The sequence below is a fragment of the Pseudomonas yamanorum genome (assembly GCF_900105735.1).
GTDB lineage: Bacteria > Pseudomonadota > Gammaproteobacteria > Pseudomonadales > Pseudomonadaceae > Aquipseudomonas > Aquipseudomonas yamanorum.
Genome location: NZ_LT629793.1, coordinates 2,189,177 through 2,204,471 on the forward strand (window position 1 = coordinate 2,189,177; position 15,295 = coordinate 2,204,471).

Annotated in this window: 11 protein-coding genes; 6 read left to right on the forward strand and 5 right to left on the reverse strand. The window is 61.1% G+C overall.

All coding sequences use genetic code 11. The features are described 5' to 3' along the window. Positions 1-38: 38 nt before the first annotated feature. Complete coding sequence (gene treP, locus BLU46_RS10540; protein ID WP_008438268.1) at positions 39-1,481, reverse strand: PTS system trehalose-specific EIIBC component; 1,443 nt, start codon at positions 1,479-1,481, stop codon at positions 39-41. A 236-nt stretch (positions 1,482-1,717) separates the two neighbouring features. Here treP and treR point away from each other — a divergent pair, with 236 nt between their 5' ends. The 3 genes from treR (at position 1,718) to BLU46_RS10555 (ending at position 6,833) form a co-directional block, all read left to right on the forward strand. Further along, complete coding sequence (treR, locus tag BLU46_RS10545; protein ID WP_003209636.1) at positions 1,718-2,422, forward strand: trehalose operon repressor; 705 nt, start codon at positions 1,718-1,720, stop codon at positions 2,420-2,422. A 140-nt stretch (positions 2,423-2,562) separates the two neighbouring features. Continuing rightward, positions 2,563-3,186: a DUF1120 domain-containing protein gene (locus tag BLU46_RS10550; RefSeq protein WP_093201341.1), complete on the forward strand. Its 624-nt coding sequence runs from the start codon at positions 2,563-2,565 to the stop codon at positions 3,184-3,186. A gap of 179 nt (positions 3,187-3,365) precedes the next feature. Beyond that, positions 3,366-6,833 (forward strand): membrane-targeted effector domain-containing toxin, encoded by a 3,468-nt coding sequence (locus BLU46_RS10555; RefSeq protein ID WP_093201346.1) that lies wholly within the window; start codon positions 3,366-3,368, stop codon positions 6,831-6,833. 184 nt (positions 6,834-7,017) lie between these two features. Here BLU46_RS10555 and guaA read toward each other — a convergent pair whose 3' ends face one another. The 4 genes from guaA to BLU46_RS10575 form a co-directional block, all read right to left on the reverse strand. Continuing rightward, entirely contained in the window at positions 7,018-8,595 is a 1,578-nt protein-coding gene (guaA, locus tag BLU46_RS10560) for a glutamine-hydrolyzing GMP synthase (RefSeq protein ID WP_017134673.1), read from the reverse strand. An 82-nt stretch (positions 8,596-8,677) separates the two neighbouring features. Further along, entirely contained in the window at positions 8,678-10,147 is a 1,470-nt protein-coding gene (guaB, locus tag BLU46_RS10565; RefSeq protein WP_017478674.1) for an IMP dehydrogenase, read from the reverse strand. Positions 10,148-10,397: 250 nt separating this feature from the next. Beyond that, positions 10,398-10,946, reverse strand: coding sequence for a hypothetical protein (locus tag BLU46_RS10570; protein ID WP_003209647.1), 549 nt, complete (start codon positions 10,944-10,946; stop codon positions 10,398-10,400). A 144-nt stretch (positions 10,947-11,090) separates the two neighbouring features. Then, positions 11,091-11,855, reverse strand: a complete 765-nt coding sequence (locus BLU46_RS10575) for a sulfite exporter TauE/SafE family protein (protein WP_093201351.1) — start codon at positions 11,853-11,855, stop codon at positions 11,091-11,093. 99 nt (positions 11,856-11,954) lie between these two features. Here BLU46_RS10575 and BLU46_RS10580 point away from each other — a divergent pair, with 99 nt between their 5' ends. Genes BLU46_RS10580 through BLU46_RS10590 form a run of 3 tightly spaced genes read left to right on the forward strand, consistent with a single transcriptional unit; the run spans position 11,955 to position 15,060 of the window. Then, the gene (locus tag BLU46_RS10580; protein WP_093201356.1) at positions 11,955-12,845 is read left to right on the forward strand and encodes a LysR family transcriptional regulator; all 891 of its coding nucleotides are present in this window, start codon (positions 11,955-11,957) and stop codon (positions 12,843-12,845) included. Between the two features lie 10 nt (positions 12,846-12,855). Then, positions 12,856-14,235 carry an exodeoxyribonuclease VII large subunit gene (xseA, locus tag BLU46_RS10585; RefSeq protein WP_093201360.1) on the forward strand — a complete coding sequence of 460 codons (1,380 nt, stop codon included), beginning with the start codon at positions 12,856-12,858 and terminating at the stop codon, positions 14,233-14,235. 3 nt (positions 14,236-14,238) lie between these two features. Then, positions 14,239-15,060 (forward strand): peptidoglycan DD-metalloendopeptidase family protein, encoded by an 822-nt coding sequence (locus BLU46_RS10590; RefSeq protein ID WP_017478670.1) that lies wholly within the window; start codon positions 14,239-14,241, stop codon positions 15,058-15,060. The last annotated feature ends 235 nt before the right edge of the window (positions 15,061-15,295 follow it).

Here is a 15,295-nt window from a genome sequence, read left to right on the forward strand (position 1 = left end):
TCAACTGTGGGAGCTGGCTTGCCTGCGATAGCGGTAGGTCAGGCGACCCTGTATCCAGGCCGAACAATCTTCATGCTCAGCACACAGGTCAAAACAAACGGCACGACAATCGCAACGACCATGCCGATGACAAAACTTGGGATGTATTGCGGGATGATCGAGATGAACCCGGGCAAGCCACCCACGCCAATGGCCGAGGCCTGGACCTTGTTCAGCGACAGGAAAATACTGCCCAGCGCCGAGCCGGTCAGGGCGGCATAGAACGGAAACTTGAAGCGCAGGTTGACCCCGAACATCGCCGGCTCCGTGATGCCGAAGTAAGCGGAAATCGCCGAGGTGGAGGCCATGCTTTTGTCCCGCGCATTGCGGCTCATGTAGAACACGCCGAGCGCCGCGCTGCCCTGGGCCAGGTTGGACATGACGATCATCGGCCAGATAAAGGTGCCGCCCTGGGTGGAGATCAGTTGCAGGTCCACGGCGAGGAACATGTGGTGCATGCCGGTGATCACCAGCGGTGCGTACAGCAGGCCGAAAATGGCACCGCCGACCATGGGCGCCAGGTCAAACAGAGTGACCACGCCTTCGGTGATCAGGATGCCGAGGTGACGGGTCACCGGGCCGATGATCGCCAGCGCCAGCACGCCAGTGACGACGATGGTGGTGATCGGCACCACCAGCAATTGGATGGCATTCGGCACCCGCGCCCGCAGCCATTTTTCAATCACGCTCATCACGTAGGCGGCCAGCAGGATCGGCAGGATCTGGCCCTGGTAACCAACCTTCTCGATCTTGAACCAACCGAAAATATCGAAGTACGGCAGGCTCTGGCCGTCGAGACCGGCGACCGCCTTGCCGTAGTTCCAGGCGTTGAGCAAATCGGGGTGCACCAGCATCAGGCCGAGGACGATGCCGAGAATTTCACTGCCACCAAAGCGCTTGGCCGCCGACCAGCCCACCAACGCCGGCAGGAACACGAACGAGGTGTTGGCCATCAGGTTGATCAGGCTCCACAGGCCATCCAGGTTCGGATAGGCGTCGAGCAGGGTCTTGTCCGCGATGAACATGCCCTTGGCGCCCATCAGGTTGTTCACCCCCATGAGCAAACCGGCAATGATCAGCGCCGGCAAAATCGGCATGAACACGTCGGAGAACACCCGCACCAGGCGCTGCATCGGGTTTATTTTGTCGGCGCTTTTCTGTTTCACGTCAGCGATGGTCGACGCGGCGAGGCCGGTTTGCTCACGCAGGGCGGCGTAGACCTTTTCCACTTCGCCGGGGCCGATCACGATCTGGAACAGGCCGCCGGTGAAGAACGAACCCTTGACCAGGTCGACCTGATTCAGCTCGCCGCTGTTGGCCAGGCTCGGGTCCTTGAGGGCCAGGCGCAGGCGGGTCACGCAGTGGGCAGCTTGCTCAAGGTTGTCGCTGCCACCGAGGTTCTTGAGAATCTCGCGGGCAATATTCGGATAGTCGTGGCTCATGCTTGGTATCCACTTTGGTTTTTTTTATTGGGGCGGTCATAGGCAGCACGCCGAGGCCAAAAGTACTCGTCTGTACGAGTTAAAGCAATAACTCGTATGTACGAGTTTGAAAATGATTGAATTTCTGTTTTTTGAGTCAGATATTTCCGAGTTCTACAATGGGTTGCATGGACAAACCCCATCGCTGCCACTAAGGTTCCTGCCTTGAACGCCAACGCGGCACAGAGCCCTCCCCCATGAGTAAATACAACCAGATCTATACCGATCTGCTTGCCAGCATCACCACCGAACGCCTGCAACGCGGCACGCGCCTGCCCTCCGAAACCGAACTGATGGACGCCTACCAGGCCAGCCGTGGCACGGTGCGCCGGGCGATCGAGCAATTGCAGGAGCGCGGGTTCGCGCAAAAGATCCACGGCAAGGGCACGTTCGTGCTGTCGCCCAACCCCATCGAGTTCCAACTCGGCGGTATCGTCAGCTTTCGCGAGACCCATGCCGCCCTCGGCGATGACGTCAGCACCGAAGTGGTGGAGTTCAGCCAATTCCCCCTGGAAGGCCCGCTGATGCAACACATCGAAGCCGAAGCGGGCAGCCTGATTACTCGGGTCAAGCGGGTGCGGCGGATCGACGGCAAACGGGTGATCCTCGACATCAACCACTTCGTCGCCGACCTGATTCCGGGGCTGGACCGGGAGATTGCCGAGCAGTCGATCTATGCGTTTATCGAGCAGACGCTGCAGCTGCAAATCAGCTATGCCCAGCGCACCATCGAAGCGCTGCCGCGGGGGAAGGACGACCAGACACACCTGGACCTCGAAGGTCAGAGCCATGTGATCGTGGTGAGCAACCAGACGTTTTTGCAGGATGGACGGCAGTTCGAGTACACCGAGTCGCGGCATACGCTGGATAAGTTTTACTTTTCGGATATCGCGCGACGCTGAGCCGCTTGAAGCGGCCTGGCCATTATCGCAATTGTTGCATTTCCCTCGCACACACGGATCTTTAAGGTCGCGCCCCTCCAACCAAGGGGCAGACGCGACATTGTCCGCGCCTGCGCACTGCAACGATTTTCGAGCCGATAATGAACAAGATATTCACCTCACTCACCACGGCGTTATTGCTGGGTAACAGTGCAACGGCCTCTGCCGCCGCTACCGTAGACCTGACCGTCAAAGGCCGTATCACTCCGAATGCCTGCCAGCTCCAACTCGCCAACGGCGGGGCGGTTGATCACGGCAAACTGGCGGCCAAGGACTTGAATATTGAAGAAATAACAGTCCTGGACCAATACCGCCGGCAATTAAGCGTGAGGTGCGAAGGACCGACACTGCTGGCCCTGAACACCGTCGATAATCAGGCAGGCTCCGCATTGGTGCCTAGCCTCCATGGCCTCGGCCTGGTCAACGGCCGCGAAAAACTTGGCTACCTCGCCTTTAGCCTGGCCGACCCGGTCAGCGAGTCCGGCCCAATGCGCCCCATTGTATCCGGCAACAAAGGGGCCACCTGGAATACCGGCACCGCCGTCACCCATGGCTTGTTGACCTCCGTCACCCACGCCGAAAACCCGCGTCACACTCCGGTAGCAATCACCACGCTGGATGCGCAGCTTGTGTTTTATACCTACATCGCCCCCTCCAATACGCTGACCCTGACCGAAGAAGTGCCCCTGGACGGTGACGTCACCCTGGAAATGAAATACCTCTAGCCGGTCTCGGCACGGGCAGTTCGAGTACATCAAATCGTGGCGTTCCCGGACACGTTTTTAACTTTCTCGGACATTGCCCTGCGTTGAGTCCGACGCGCAGCAACAGGCAGGGCCGACAGCCTTGAACCGGGCCCCTTGGGATAGTACGGGCGACATCACTCCACCCAAGGAAAGCTACCATGCAAGACGCACCCAAGCAGCCCAACGCCGCCGAGGCCGTCGCACTCAAGGCGTTGGTCCCGGCCATGGTCGAGGCCTGCCCTGACCTTTACGAAATGGCCACCCGGTTCGCACGCAAAATCCTCACCGATCATGCGATCAACCTTGATCCGGAGCAGATCTACTTCCACCGTTTCCATTCGTCCCAAAGCAACGACCAGACCTTTAGCGGCTGGGAACACTTCGAACATCCCCACGATTCCCTGACCCTGACGCAACTGGTGATCACCCGCTTCACCGTGCATGACCAGGACAACGCCGACGTGCTCGACAACGATTGCGGCTTCTACACCGCCGGGCCGGAGGTGGGCACCTACAACCAGAGCAACGAGGTGCGGCTGCTGGGCAGTCAGGTGATGAAAGCCTTCTGGGCCTTCAACTTCCTGGATCATTACAAGACAGCGGTGGCCACGTTCTGGAGCAGCCAAAGCGAGCACTTCCGCAGTCTGGCCAAATGCACGTACCTGGCGAAGGCCATCGAAGACCGCGAAGCCGGGCGGCTGTCGGATGCGCACTTCCTGACGGTGGTGAAAGCGGCAGCCAGTAACGTCGAGTGGCCGGTGACCCGGGCGATGCTCGATGCTTCAATCCAACCTTCTCCAGCCCTGCGCATCCGGCGCTTGCAGATTGGCAGCTACGTCTCCAGCGATATCCTGTGCATCGTCGACGCTTACGAGCGCCAGATCGTTTACGTGCCGGGTGAGCTCTGGGGCTTTCATGTGATGGAAAGCGTGGTCGACCTGCATTGGTGGGTGATGTCCCAGGTCGAGCGACCGGACGCACGCAAACGTTTCATGGCGCATTTCCAGGCGATGGACCACGATGTTATGGAAGACACGGCCGCCCTCACGTCCACCCAGGAATGGCTGCTGGCCGCTTTTCCGGTGACGGATCTGTTGGCCCACGTGTTCCACGAACCGCACCGGGAAAACGTCGGCCTCAGCCACCTGCTGGACCTGCTGTTCAGTGCCTGGCAAACCAACAACCACCAGCTACTCGAGGTGCAGCAGGCCTGGGTCAACGACGACCCCTTCACCCACCTGCGGCACACCACCCACGCGCGCATGCTCGCCGATGCAGGCTTCATGATGCACACCAATGGCGAACTGCGAAAAAAACTCTGGATGGGCTACCTCAATGCTTTCGGCCGGGTGTTCGGGCCGATGGCCGCGGTCGGCTGGCCGGTGGCGCTGGCCGTGGTGGGCGCGGGCATTGCGAATGTCGGGTTGAATATTGATCAGGCGATCACAGGCAACACGCCGGCCGAACGCAAGGCAGGCGTGACCGGTGCGATCCTCGCGGGCATCGACACCCTGTTCAACGCCATGTTTCTCAAGGGCGGTGGCGACTTGCCGGACATCGCCCTGACCGAAGAGACAGTGGGTTCAGAAACCCGACTGGGGACCGGCACGTTGTCCAGGGCCGACGCGCCAATGCTGTCGGATATTGCCCCCGACCGAGTCGTGGCCCCGGCCCAGCAAGAAACCCTGCTGGACAGCTTGCGCACCGACATCACCGAAGGCACGCGTGCCGGCACCGGGGCCAGGGAGGGCATTATCGAAACCCTGAGCGGCAAGACTTACATCTACCTGCGCCAGGGCACTACGTCCGGCTATTTTCAGGTGCGCTACGTCAAGGAGGTCAAGGGCTGGTTGATCATTGATGCGCAAAACCCCTACGCGTTTTCGCGCAACGTTCCCGTGCGGCTCAATGCCTACAAACGCTGGGAACCCTTGCCAGCCCCCGGTCTCAAGGGCGGCATGTTGCGGATGGGTCCCAAACCCTGGGGCCGGGCGACGGACCCTTTGCCCCAGGTTGACCCAGTGACCACTGCGTACGACGTGCCCGTGACCGAGCGTCCGGCATTGCGAGACCATGCAGACGGCTACGGGGACCGCCACGCCCTCAGCGAAACCTACTTTGCCGGGAATGAATACGACGACTTCAAGGCCCTGCGCCGCCGGCTTTACAACGACGCCAAGGATTTTTTTGCTGCCCGGCCGCCGACTGTCCGCGCGCCCATTCCCACGTTCAAGCCAGGCACATCGATCAAGGAATTTATCCAGCGCCTGCTCAATGAAGGCCCCGGTATCGTATTCGGCGAGAACCATTCCAGCGTGGGCAGCAAGCGCTTGCTGATCGAGAATATGCCGCTGCTGGCCAAGCAGAAGGTCAAGACCTTATACCTGGAGCATGTGCAGACGGATTTTCATCAGGCCGACCTGGAGCTGTTCAACCGCAGCGGCAAAATGCCCGAGCGCCTTGAGCGCTATCTCAACAGCCTGGACAACGGCTTTGGCACCGACCCCACCGGGCGCTATACCTTCCTCGAAGTGGTCAAGAGCGCGCAGCGCAACCATATTCGCGTGCAAGCCATCGACTGCATGGCCAGCTATCGCAAGGGGCTCGCTGATGTCGAAACCTTCTACCGGCAACAGATGATGAACTTCTTCGCACGCACTGTGATCGATGCGGACCAGGCGGCCCGTGGCGCGCATAAGTGGGTAGCGTTGGTGGGTAACAGCCACGCCAACGTGCACCAAGGCGTACCGGGGCTCGGCGAGTTGGAGGACGTTGTCGGTGTTCGCATCGAGGACGTGGAAACCGGCCAACCCAGGGGAATCGAGCCGGATCCCGGCTATGTAGCCACTGACAAAAGGCTGACGTCGGTCGAAATCAAAAATGACCTGCGCGTGCAGATGGACACGCCCCTGGACGTGCGCGTCGCCCAACAGCTGTCGCGCTACCTGCCGGAGGCTGGCATGTATATCCACCACGTCGAACCCGGTTACCCGATGTTTGTTGCTCGCAGCCGGGATGGATTTATCAAGTGTGTGCTGATCCAGCATGATAAAGCGGGATATCTGGTTGACCGGCCGGAATGGAAGTCGGTCAGCGGCAAGCATTTCAAGACCCTCGAAGAGCTGAGCCGGGCACTCAAGTCCCGAGGAATGGTCGAGGTGACAGGCCCACGACTCTCTCCTGAACTGCCATCCAGCCCGGTACCCGCGTCCTATGCCAGCAACCTGTTGCTGGAAAGCGAGAGCGTGAATACCCAGCCTGGGCGGTTTTTCCAGACCTATACCCTGCACTCGTCCGGCAGCCTGCCCAACCACGCCATCCTGATGAATGGCGTGGCCTACCATGTGCGCTTTGAGACCGCGATAAACGGGCCAGGTCACCTGGCGATTGTCGACCCGCTCAACCCCGACGGTTTCAACACCTCGCTGCCAGTGCGCTTGAACGCCCGCAACGAATGGGAACTCGTCGACAGCCCCGGCCTCAAGGGCGGTGGGGAAAACCAGAGCAAGCCGGCGGTCTCGATCGCGCCTCCTGCGGCAACCGCTGGGCCGTCCTCCTCCGTGCGCCCACAGCCATTCAGCGCGTACGGCATCTCGCCGGAAGTCCTGGCGGACCACCGGGTCTAGTTGTCGGAGAACGGGCGGGCGGCGTCGGCAGCAAGACGCCGCCAGTGATGTACGCCTGCAATTGGAAACGCCCTGGCTGCATCCCGGCGAAAAAACCCTCGGCGAACAGTTGCCTGACGGATAAAACAAAACCCCGGCACCAGGCCGGGGTTTTGTTATTCAGCGCTCACCTGCTACCGCAGGATCATTCCCACTCAATGGTCGCCGGCGGCTTACTCGACACGTCATACGTAACGCGCGAAATACCTTCGATCTCATTGATGATACGACCGCTGACAGTCTCCAGCAGTTCGTACGGCAGGTGTGCCCAACGGGCGGTCATGAAGTCGATGGTTTCCACCGCACGCAGGGCAACAACCCATGCGTAACGACGGCCATCGCCGACCACGCCAACCGATTTCACCGGCTGGAACACCACGAATGCCTGGCTGACCTTGTGGTACCAGTCGGCCTTGCGCAGTTCTTCGATGAAGATGTGGTCGGCGCGACGCAGCAGGTCGGCGTATTCCTTCTTCACTTCACCGAGGATCCGCACGCCCAGGCCCGGGCCCGGGAATGGGTGGCGGTAGACCATGTCGTACGGCAGGCCCAGCTCCAGGCCCAGACGACGGACTTCGTCCTTGAACAGTTCGCGCAGCGGTTCTACCAGCTTGAGGTTCATTTCCTCAGGCAGGCCGCCCACGTTGTGGTGGGACTTGATCACGTGGGCCTTGCCGCTCTTGGCGCCTGCCGACTCGATCACGTCCGGGTAGATGGTGCCCTGGGCGAGGTACTTGATGTTGTCCAGTTTGTTGGACTGGGCATCGAATACGTCGATGAAGGTGCGGCCGATGATCTTGCGCTTCTTCTCCGGATCGGACTCGCCGGCCAGGTTGTTCAGGAACTGATCTTCAGCGTTGGCGCGGATCACCTTGACGCCCATGTTCTCGGCGAACATGGCCATCACTTGCTCGCCTTCATGCAGGCGCAGCAGGCCGTTGTCGACGAAGACGCAGGTCAGTTGGTCGCCGATGGCCTTGTGCAGCAGAGCCGCAACCACGGAGGAGTCCACACCGCCGGACAGGCCCAGCAGGACGTTGTCGGTGCCGACCTGGGCACGTACGTTGGCGATGGCGTCTTCAGCGATCTTCGACGGGGTCCACAGGGCTTCGCACTGGCAGATGTCGAGGATGAAGCGCGACAGGATGCGACCGCCTTGCTTGGTGTGGGTCACTTCCGGGTGGAACTGCACGCCGTAGTAGCCGCGCTCGTCGTTGAACATGCCGGCGATCGGGCAGCTCGGGGTGCTGGCCAAGATGTGGAAGTCTTCCGGCATCTTGGTGACCTTGTCACCGTGGCTCATCCATACGTCGAGGCCGAACAGGCCATCGGCGTCGATGTGGTCTTCGATACCGTCCAGCAGGCGGCTCTTGCCGACCACGTCGACACGGGCGTAACCGAATTCACGCAGTTCGGAACCTTCAACCTTGCCGCCCAGCTGCTCGGCCATGGTCTGCATGCCGTAGCAGATACCGAAGACCGGCACGCCCAAGTCAAACACCGCCTGCGGGCAACGCGGGCTGTTGGCTTCGTGCACGGACTCGGGGCCGCCGGCGAGAATGACGCCTTTTGGAGCGAATTCGCGAATCGCTTCGTCGTCCATGTCGAACGGATGCAGTTCGCAGTACACGCCGATTTCACGCACGCGGCGGGCGATCAGCTGGGTGTACTGGGAACCGAAGTCGAGGATCAGGATGCGGTGGGCGTGAATGTCGAGGGCCATGAGATCAGTCTCGTCTAATGAATCAGAAACAACTCGGGGCTGAATAAGACAGCCCCGGTTACTTAACTATTTGCTGGAAGCATCAACCTACGCGGTAGTTTGGCGCTTCCTTGGTAATCTGTACGTCGTGGACGTGGGACTCGGCCATGCCGGCACCGGTGATCCGCACGAACTCAGGCTTGGTGCGCATTTCTTCGATGTCGGCGCTGCCGGTGTAGCCCATCGAGGAACGCAGGCCACCCATCAGTTGATGGATGATGGCGCTCAGGGTGCCCTTGTACGGAACACGCCCTTCAATGCCTTCCGGTACCAGCTTCTCGGCGCCCGCGGAGGAGTCCTGGAAGTAACGGTCGGAAGAACCTTGAGCCTGGGACATGGCGCCCAGGGAACCCATGCCACGGTAAGCCTTGTACGAACGACCCTGGAACAGTTCGATCTCGCCCGGCGCTTCTTCAGTACCGGCAAACATCGAGCCCATCATCACGCAGGAAGCACCGGCTACGATGGCCTTGGACAGGTCACCGGAGAAACGGATGCCGCCGTCGGCGATCAACGGTACGCCAGTGCCTTCAAGGGCCGCGGCGACGTTGGCGATGGCGCTGATTTGCGGCACGCCTACACCGGCCACGATACGGGTGGTGCAGATCGAGCCAGGGCCGATACCGACCTTGACCGCATCAGCACCGGCTTCGGCGAGGGCCTTGGCGGCAGCGCCGGTGGCAATGTTGCCGCCGATCACTTGCACTTCAGGGAAATTCTGTTTGACCCAGCGAACGCGGTCGATCACGCCTTTGGAGTGGCCGTGGGCAGTGTCGACCACCACCACGTCGACACCGGCAGCCACCAGGGCCGCTACACGGTCACCGGTGTCTTTACCGGTACCGACCGCAGCGCCTACGCGCAGACGACCTTGATCGTCCTTGCTGGCCAGCGGGTAAGCCTTGGCTTTTTCGATGTCGTTGACGGTCATCATGCCCTTGAGGGCGAATTTGTCGTCGACGATCAGTACGCGTTCGATGCGGTGCTTGTGCAGCAGTTCGCGCACATCGTTCTTGTCAGCGCCTTCCTTGACAGTAACGAGGCGCTCTTTAGGCGTCATCACTTCGCGGACGGTGACTTCAAGGCGGTTCTCGAAACGCACGTCACGGGAAGTGACGATGCCGACCAGGTCGCCATCGTGCAGTACCGGAACGCCGGAGATGTTGTGCAGGCGGGTCAGGTCGAACAGGTCACGAACGGTGGCATCGGCCTCGATAGTGATCGGGTCCTTGACCACACCGGCTTCGTAACGCTTGACCTTGCGAACTTCGGCAGCTTGCTGCTCGATGGTCATGTTCTTGTGGATGATGCCGATGCCGCCTTCCTGAGCCATGGCGATTGCCAAACGGGCTTCAGTGACGGTGTCCATGGCAGCGGAAACCAGAGGAATATTCAGCTCGATGCCACGGGTTAGGCGGGTCTTGAGACTGACTTCGTTAGGAAGCACCTCGGAATAACCGGGCACTAGGAGAATGTCGTCGAATGTCAGAGCTTCTTGGCTGATACGCAGCATCGCGGGGGCTCCCGAGCGGGAAAATGGAAGCGCGCCATTATAGTCAGACACCCCCTCGGGTTCAATGTAAAACTCTGACAAACTTGGTAATACTGATAGATGGATGATTTTTGCAGCACTGATCGTTCCCACGCTCTGCGTGGGAATGCCGCTTTGGACGCTCCGCGTCCTGCAGGCGCTGCATGCCAGGGCGACGCGGAGCGTCACGGGAAGCGTTCCCACGCGGGAGCGTGGGAACGATCACATCGGGTCAAAGCTCGACCTTGACCCAACTCATCTTCTGGTCCAGCCAGTCGGCAAATTCGTCGATAAAACTCTGCTTGAACCCCGCCTCCGCCCAGTTATTGAAGATGAATCCCAGGTTGGAAAAGCCGCATTCCTGCAGGAACAGGAAGCCATTGATGTCGTCTTCATGCCCACACAACGGGCAGGTGAAGTTATCGGTGTGGCCGGGCATCCAGTCTTCCAGGCTTTCGAACAGGGCTTCGCCGACTTCCTTCAGGCATTCCGGGCAGCCGGCTTCTTCGAGAAAACCCTTGGCCGGGGTGTAGATGCAGCGCTTGTAGATAATTTCCAGGCCGTTGATCGGCTCGTTGAACGGCAGCGCGTCGGGGTGCAGCACCACGGCGCGGGCACCGTCGGCCAGGGCGTAGCCCATGCGGTTGCCGGTGCGCCCGCAGGTGGTGAGTTCTTCCTTGACGATGTTCTTGCGCACCAGCCAACGCACAATCGCCCGGGCGCGGGGTTCGTGGACGGGCAAGGTGGAGATCTTGGGGACAAGGATACTTTGGGAGTTCATGGTGCCTGGGTGTCCTGCGGTGTGGCTTCTGGCCTCATCGCGGGCAAGCCCGGCTCCCACATTGGAATGCGATCAACTGTGGGAGCCGGGCTTGCCCGCGAGGGGGCCCCAGAGCCCGGCAGCTTAATCCCTGACACCCACAGGTCAAGTACTCAAGTAACGGGCAATCAAGGCAATGCCGCTGGCCAGCACCAGCCAGGTCACCAACCGCACGAACGCCTCGCGGGACATACGCAGGGTCAGCCGCCGCCCGGCCCACAGCCCGAGCGCCATGGCCGGCAACAGGCACACCGCCAACATCAACAAGGGTAGCTCGGCATACACGCCCGCGATCAGAAACAGGCTCAGGCGCACCACCGTGCTGCAACTGATCAACGCACTCTGGGTCGCCCGCGCGCCATCCTTGGGCAATCGGCTGTTGAGGTAGATCGCATACAGAAAGCCGCCACTGCCGAACAACGCGCCAAACAGCCCGCCGACACCCCCCATGGGAATCGCCCAGCCGGCTGCCATCTGCGCGGGCCTGCCCTTCACCGCCAGGCTGTAGATCGCATAGGCGCTGATAAACAGCCCCATCAGCAGCAATAAATCAGAGTGCAGGTTGAGCAGGAAAATCACCCCAAGGGTGCAGCCAATCGCCATGCACGGCAGCAGCCTGAACAACTCCGGTTTCACTACATCCCGGCGCGATTGCAGGAGGTTGCCGAAGGCCGCGACAAAATCCAGCAGCACCAGCAAGGGGATGATCTTCGACAGCGGCATGAACAGAATCAGGATCGGCCCCGCCACCAATGCGGTACCAAAGCCTGCAATGCCGAACACGATATACGCCAGGGCAATCGCCACGCCGATCACCAGCCAGTCCACACCGCCAAATGACCAATGACTCAACAGCTCGACCGGACTCATGAGGTATTCCTTATTAGAGATGGCCATCACTTTAGCCATTGGCAAGCGTTGCGACTAATATCTTCAAAGCCCATCACTCATCTCGAAAAGGCATGACTTGTGATTTCCACCCGGCAATTGCGTTACTTCGTCGAAATCGCCGAGAGCGGCAGCTTCAGCGCAGCGGCCGAGCGGCTGTTTGTGGCGCAATCGGCACTGAGCCGGCAGATCAAGGAGCTGGAAAACCTGCTGCAAACGCCGCTGTTTGAACGCACTGCGCGCCAGCCGCGGCTGACGGCTGCAGGCGAGGCGTTTTATCCAAGGGCACGCAACCTGCTGGGCGAACTGCTCAAGGCCAGTGAGATGGCGACGCAAGTGGGCAGTGGCCAACTCGGTACCCTGCGCATGAGCCATTCGAGCACGGTGCCGATGAGTGGCCGCCTGCTGCGCGGCATCGGTGCCTGGCTGGAGCAATGCCCCGGCGTGTCGATGGACATCGCCAAACTGTCCTCCGAAGCCCAGTTGGAAGAAATCGCCGACGGTCGGCTGGAGGTCGGGCTGTTGCGCTTGCCGGTGCTGCGCCAGCGCGAAGGCGTGCGCATCGTGCCTTTATATAGCGAGCGACTGTTGCTGGCCGTGCCGCCGAGTCACCGGTTGGCCGGGCACACATCCGGTATCGATTTGGCGCAATTGAAGAACGAAGCGTTTATCTCGATCCCTCACCCCCAGCGCGGAGGGCTGAGTTACCTGTCAGCCGAGTTGTGCATGCGTGCAGGATTTTTCCCCAAGGCCGCCCGGGTGATGTCGCGCAAGACCACGCAGTTGCAGCTGATCCAGGCCGGATTCGGGATCGCCCTGCTGCCGGCGTCGATGCAGGACATCGCGCCGGCCAACATTCATTTTCTGCCCTTGGCCGATCCCGATTGCCAAAGCACCGTCGCCCTCGCCTGCCAGCAAACGCCGAGCGCGCTGGTGGAGCAGTTCTGTCAAACCCTGCACGAATGCCTATAAACTGCCGCCCATGATTAAAGATCCCTTTGCCCGTCTGGGCCTGGACCGCGAAGTCCTGACTGTCAGCCAGCTCAACGGCCGTGCGCGGGTGTTGCTGGAAGACGTGTTCACCAATATCTGGGTCGAAGGCGAGATCTCCAACCTCGCCCGCCCGGCCTCCGGCCACGTGTACTTCACCCTCAAGGACAGCGGCGCCCAAGTGCGTTGTGCGCTGTTCCGGCAGAACGCCGCCCGGGTGCGCCAGGCATTGAAAGACGGCCTGGCGGTGAAGGTGCGGGGCAAGGTCTCGCTGTTTGAGGGCCGTGGCGACTATCAGCTGATTCTCGACACGGTGGAGCCGGCCGGTGACGGCGCCTTGCGCCTGGCCTTCGACGCGCTGAAGGAAAAACTCAGCGCCGAAGGCCTGTTCAGTGCCGAGCGCAAGGTGCCGCTGCCCGCCCACCCAAGGCGCATCGGGATTATCAGCTCGCCCACCGGCGCGGTGATTCGCGACATCATCAGCGTGTTCCGCCGCCGGGCACCCAACGTGGAACTGACGTTGATCCCGACGGCCGTGCAAGGCCGTGAAGCGGTCGCGCAAATCGTCCGCGCACTGAAGCTGGCCGATGCACGGGGCTTCGACGCGTTGATCCTGGCCCGTGGCGGCGGCTCGTTGGAAGACCTCTGGTGCTTCAACGAAGAAGCAGTAGCGCGTGCGGTGGACGCCTGCGTGACGCCCATCGTCAGCGCCGTTGGCCATGAGACCGATGTGTCGATCAGTGACTTTGTCGCCGACGTGCGCGCCCCTACCCCTTCCGCCGCTGCCGAGCTGTTGGCGCCGGACTCCAGCCACCTGACTCGCCAGGTAGAGAATCTGCACCGTCGCCTGGTGATACTGATGCGCAACCGCCTGACCCACGACCGCCTGCGCCTGGAAGGCATGGCCCGTCGCCTGCGTCACCCGGGCGAACGCCTGCGCCAGCAAGCCCAGCGCCTCGACGACCTGGACATGCGCCTGCGCCGCGCCTTCGAGCGCAACCTGAATACCCGTCGTGAACGGCTGATCCGCCTGGAAACCCGCCTCGCAGGCCAACATCCAGGCCGTCAACTGGCCCTGCTGCGCCAACGCCTGGACAGCCTCGCCGAACGCCTGCCCCGCGCCATGCGCGAAGGCCTCAAGGCCCGTCGCCTGCAACTGCAAAGCCAGGTGCAGACGCTGCACGTGGTCAGCCCGCTGGCTACTCTCGGACGCGGCTACAGCATCCTGCTCGACGAACGCGGCCAGGCGATTCGCAATGCCGCGCAAACCCACACCGGCCAGCGTCTCACCGCGCGCCTCGGTGAAGGCCAATTGCAAGTGCGGGTGGAAGACAACCACCTGACGCCCGTCACCCTCTCGTTACTGGATTGATTGATGCCACGCTTTTTAAGTTTGTTGATGCTGCTGTGCCTGACCTTTAACGCCCATGCCGACAGCTACATCACCCGGCTGCTGAACAAGCCGGTGCCCGGTGGCGTCGCGGTGGTCGACCTCGGTACCTCGGCGACTGCACCCAAAGCCACCTACCTAAACCGGCCGGTGCTGGTGGTGAAGGAACAGAACAACTGGCTGGCGATTGTCGGTATCCCGCTGACGGTCAAGCCCGGTACCCAACGCATCACCAGCGGCAGCCAGAACCTGCCGTTTGTCGTGGGGTTCAAGAAGTACCCCGAGCAGCACATCACCCTGAAGAACAAAAGCCAGGTGAACCCGGACCCGGCGCAACTCAAGCGCATCGAAGGCGAGTTGGCGGTCCAGCTCAAGGCCTACCGCAGCTTCAGCCCGAACACGCCAAGCAACCTGCTGCTGGACAAACCGGTGAACGGGCCGCTGTCGAGCAAGTTCGGCGTGCGACGCTTCTTCAATGGCGAGGAGCGTAATCCGCATTCCGGCCTGGACTTTGCCGTAGGCGCCGGCACGCCGATCAAGACCCCGGCGGCGGGCAAGGTGATTCTGACCGGCAACTACTTCTTTAACGGCAACACCGTGTTTGTGGACCATGGCCAGGGCTTCATCAGCATGTTCTGCCATATGTCGAAGATTGACGTGAGCGTAGGCCAGCAACTGGCCCGTGGTGCGGTGGTGGGCAAGGTCGGTTCCACCGGCCGGGCGACCGGGCCGCATATGCATTGGAACATCAGCCTGAACGACGCACGGGTGGACCCGGCGATCTTTATCGGCGCATTTCAGCCCTGAACACTGCGCTGCACCCTCACCGGTGCGGCGTTCTTTGCTTACATTTCCCGCAGGAACCAACTCACTGTGAACCCTCACCCATCTGACGACTTACAAGGAGCGTAACGACGACATTCAAATACTGTGAGGTTTCCCTTATGTTTGATCGTGTCACAACGCCCACGCTGCCCCCCTCGCCCCAGCCCTCCGTTTTACTTACCGCCACCTCAACATCCGCCTTCACTCCTCCACTGCC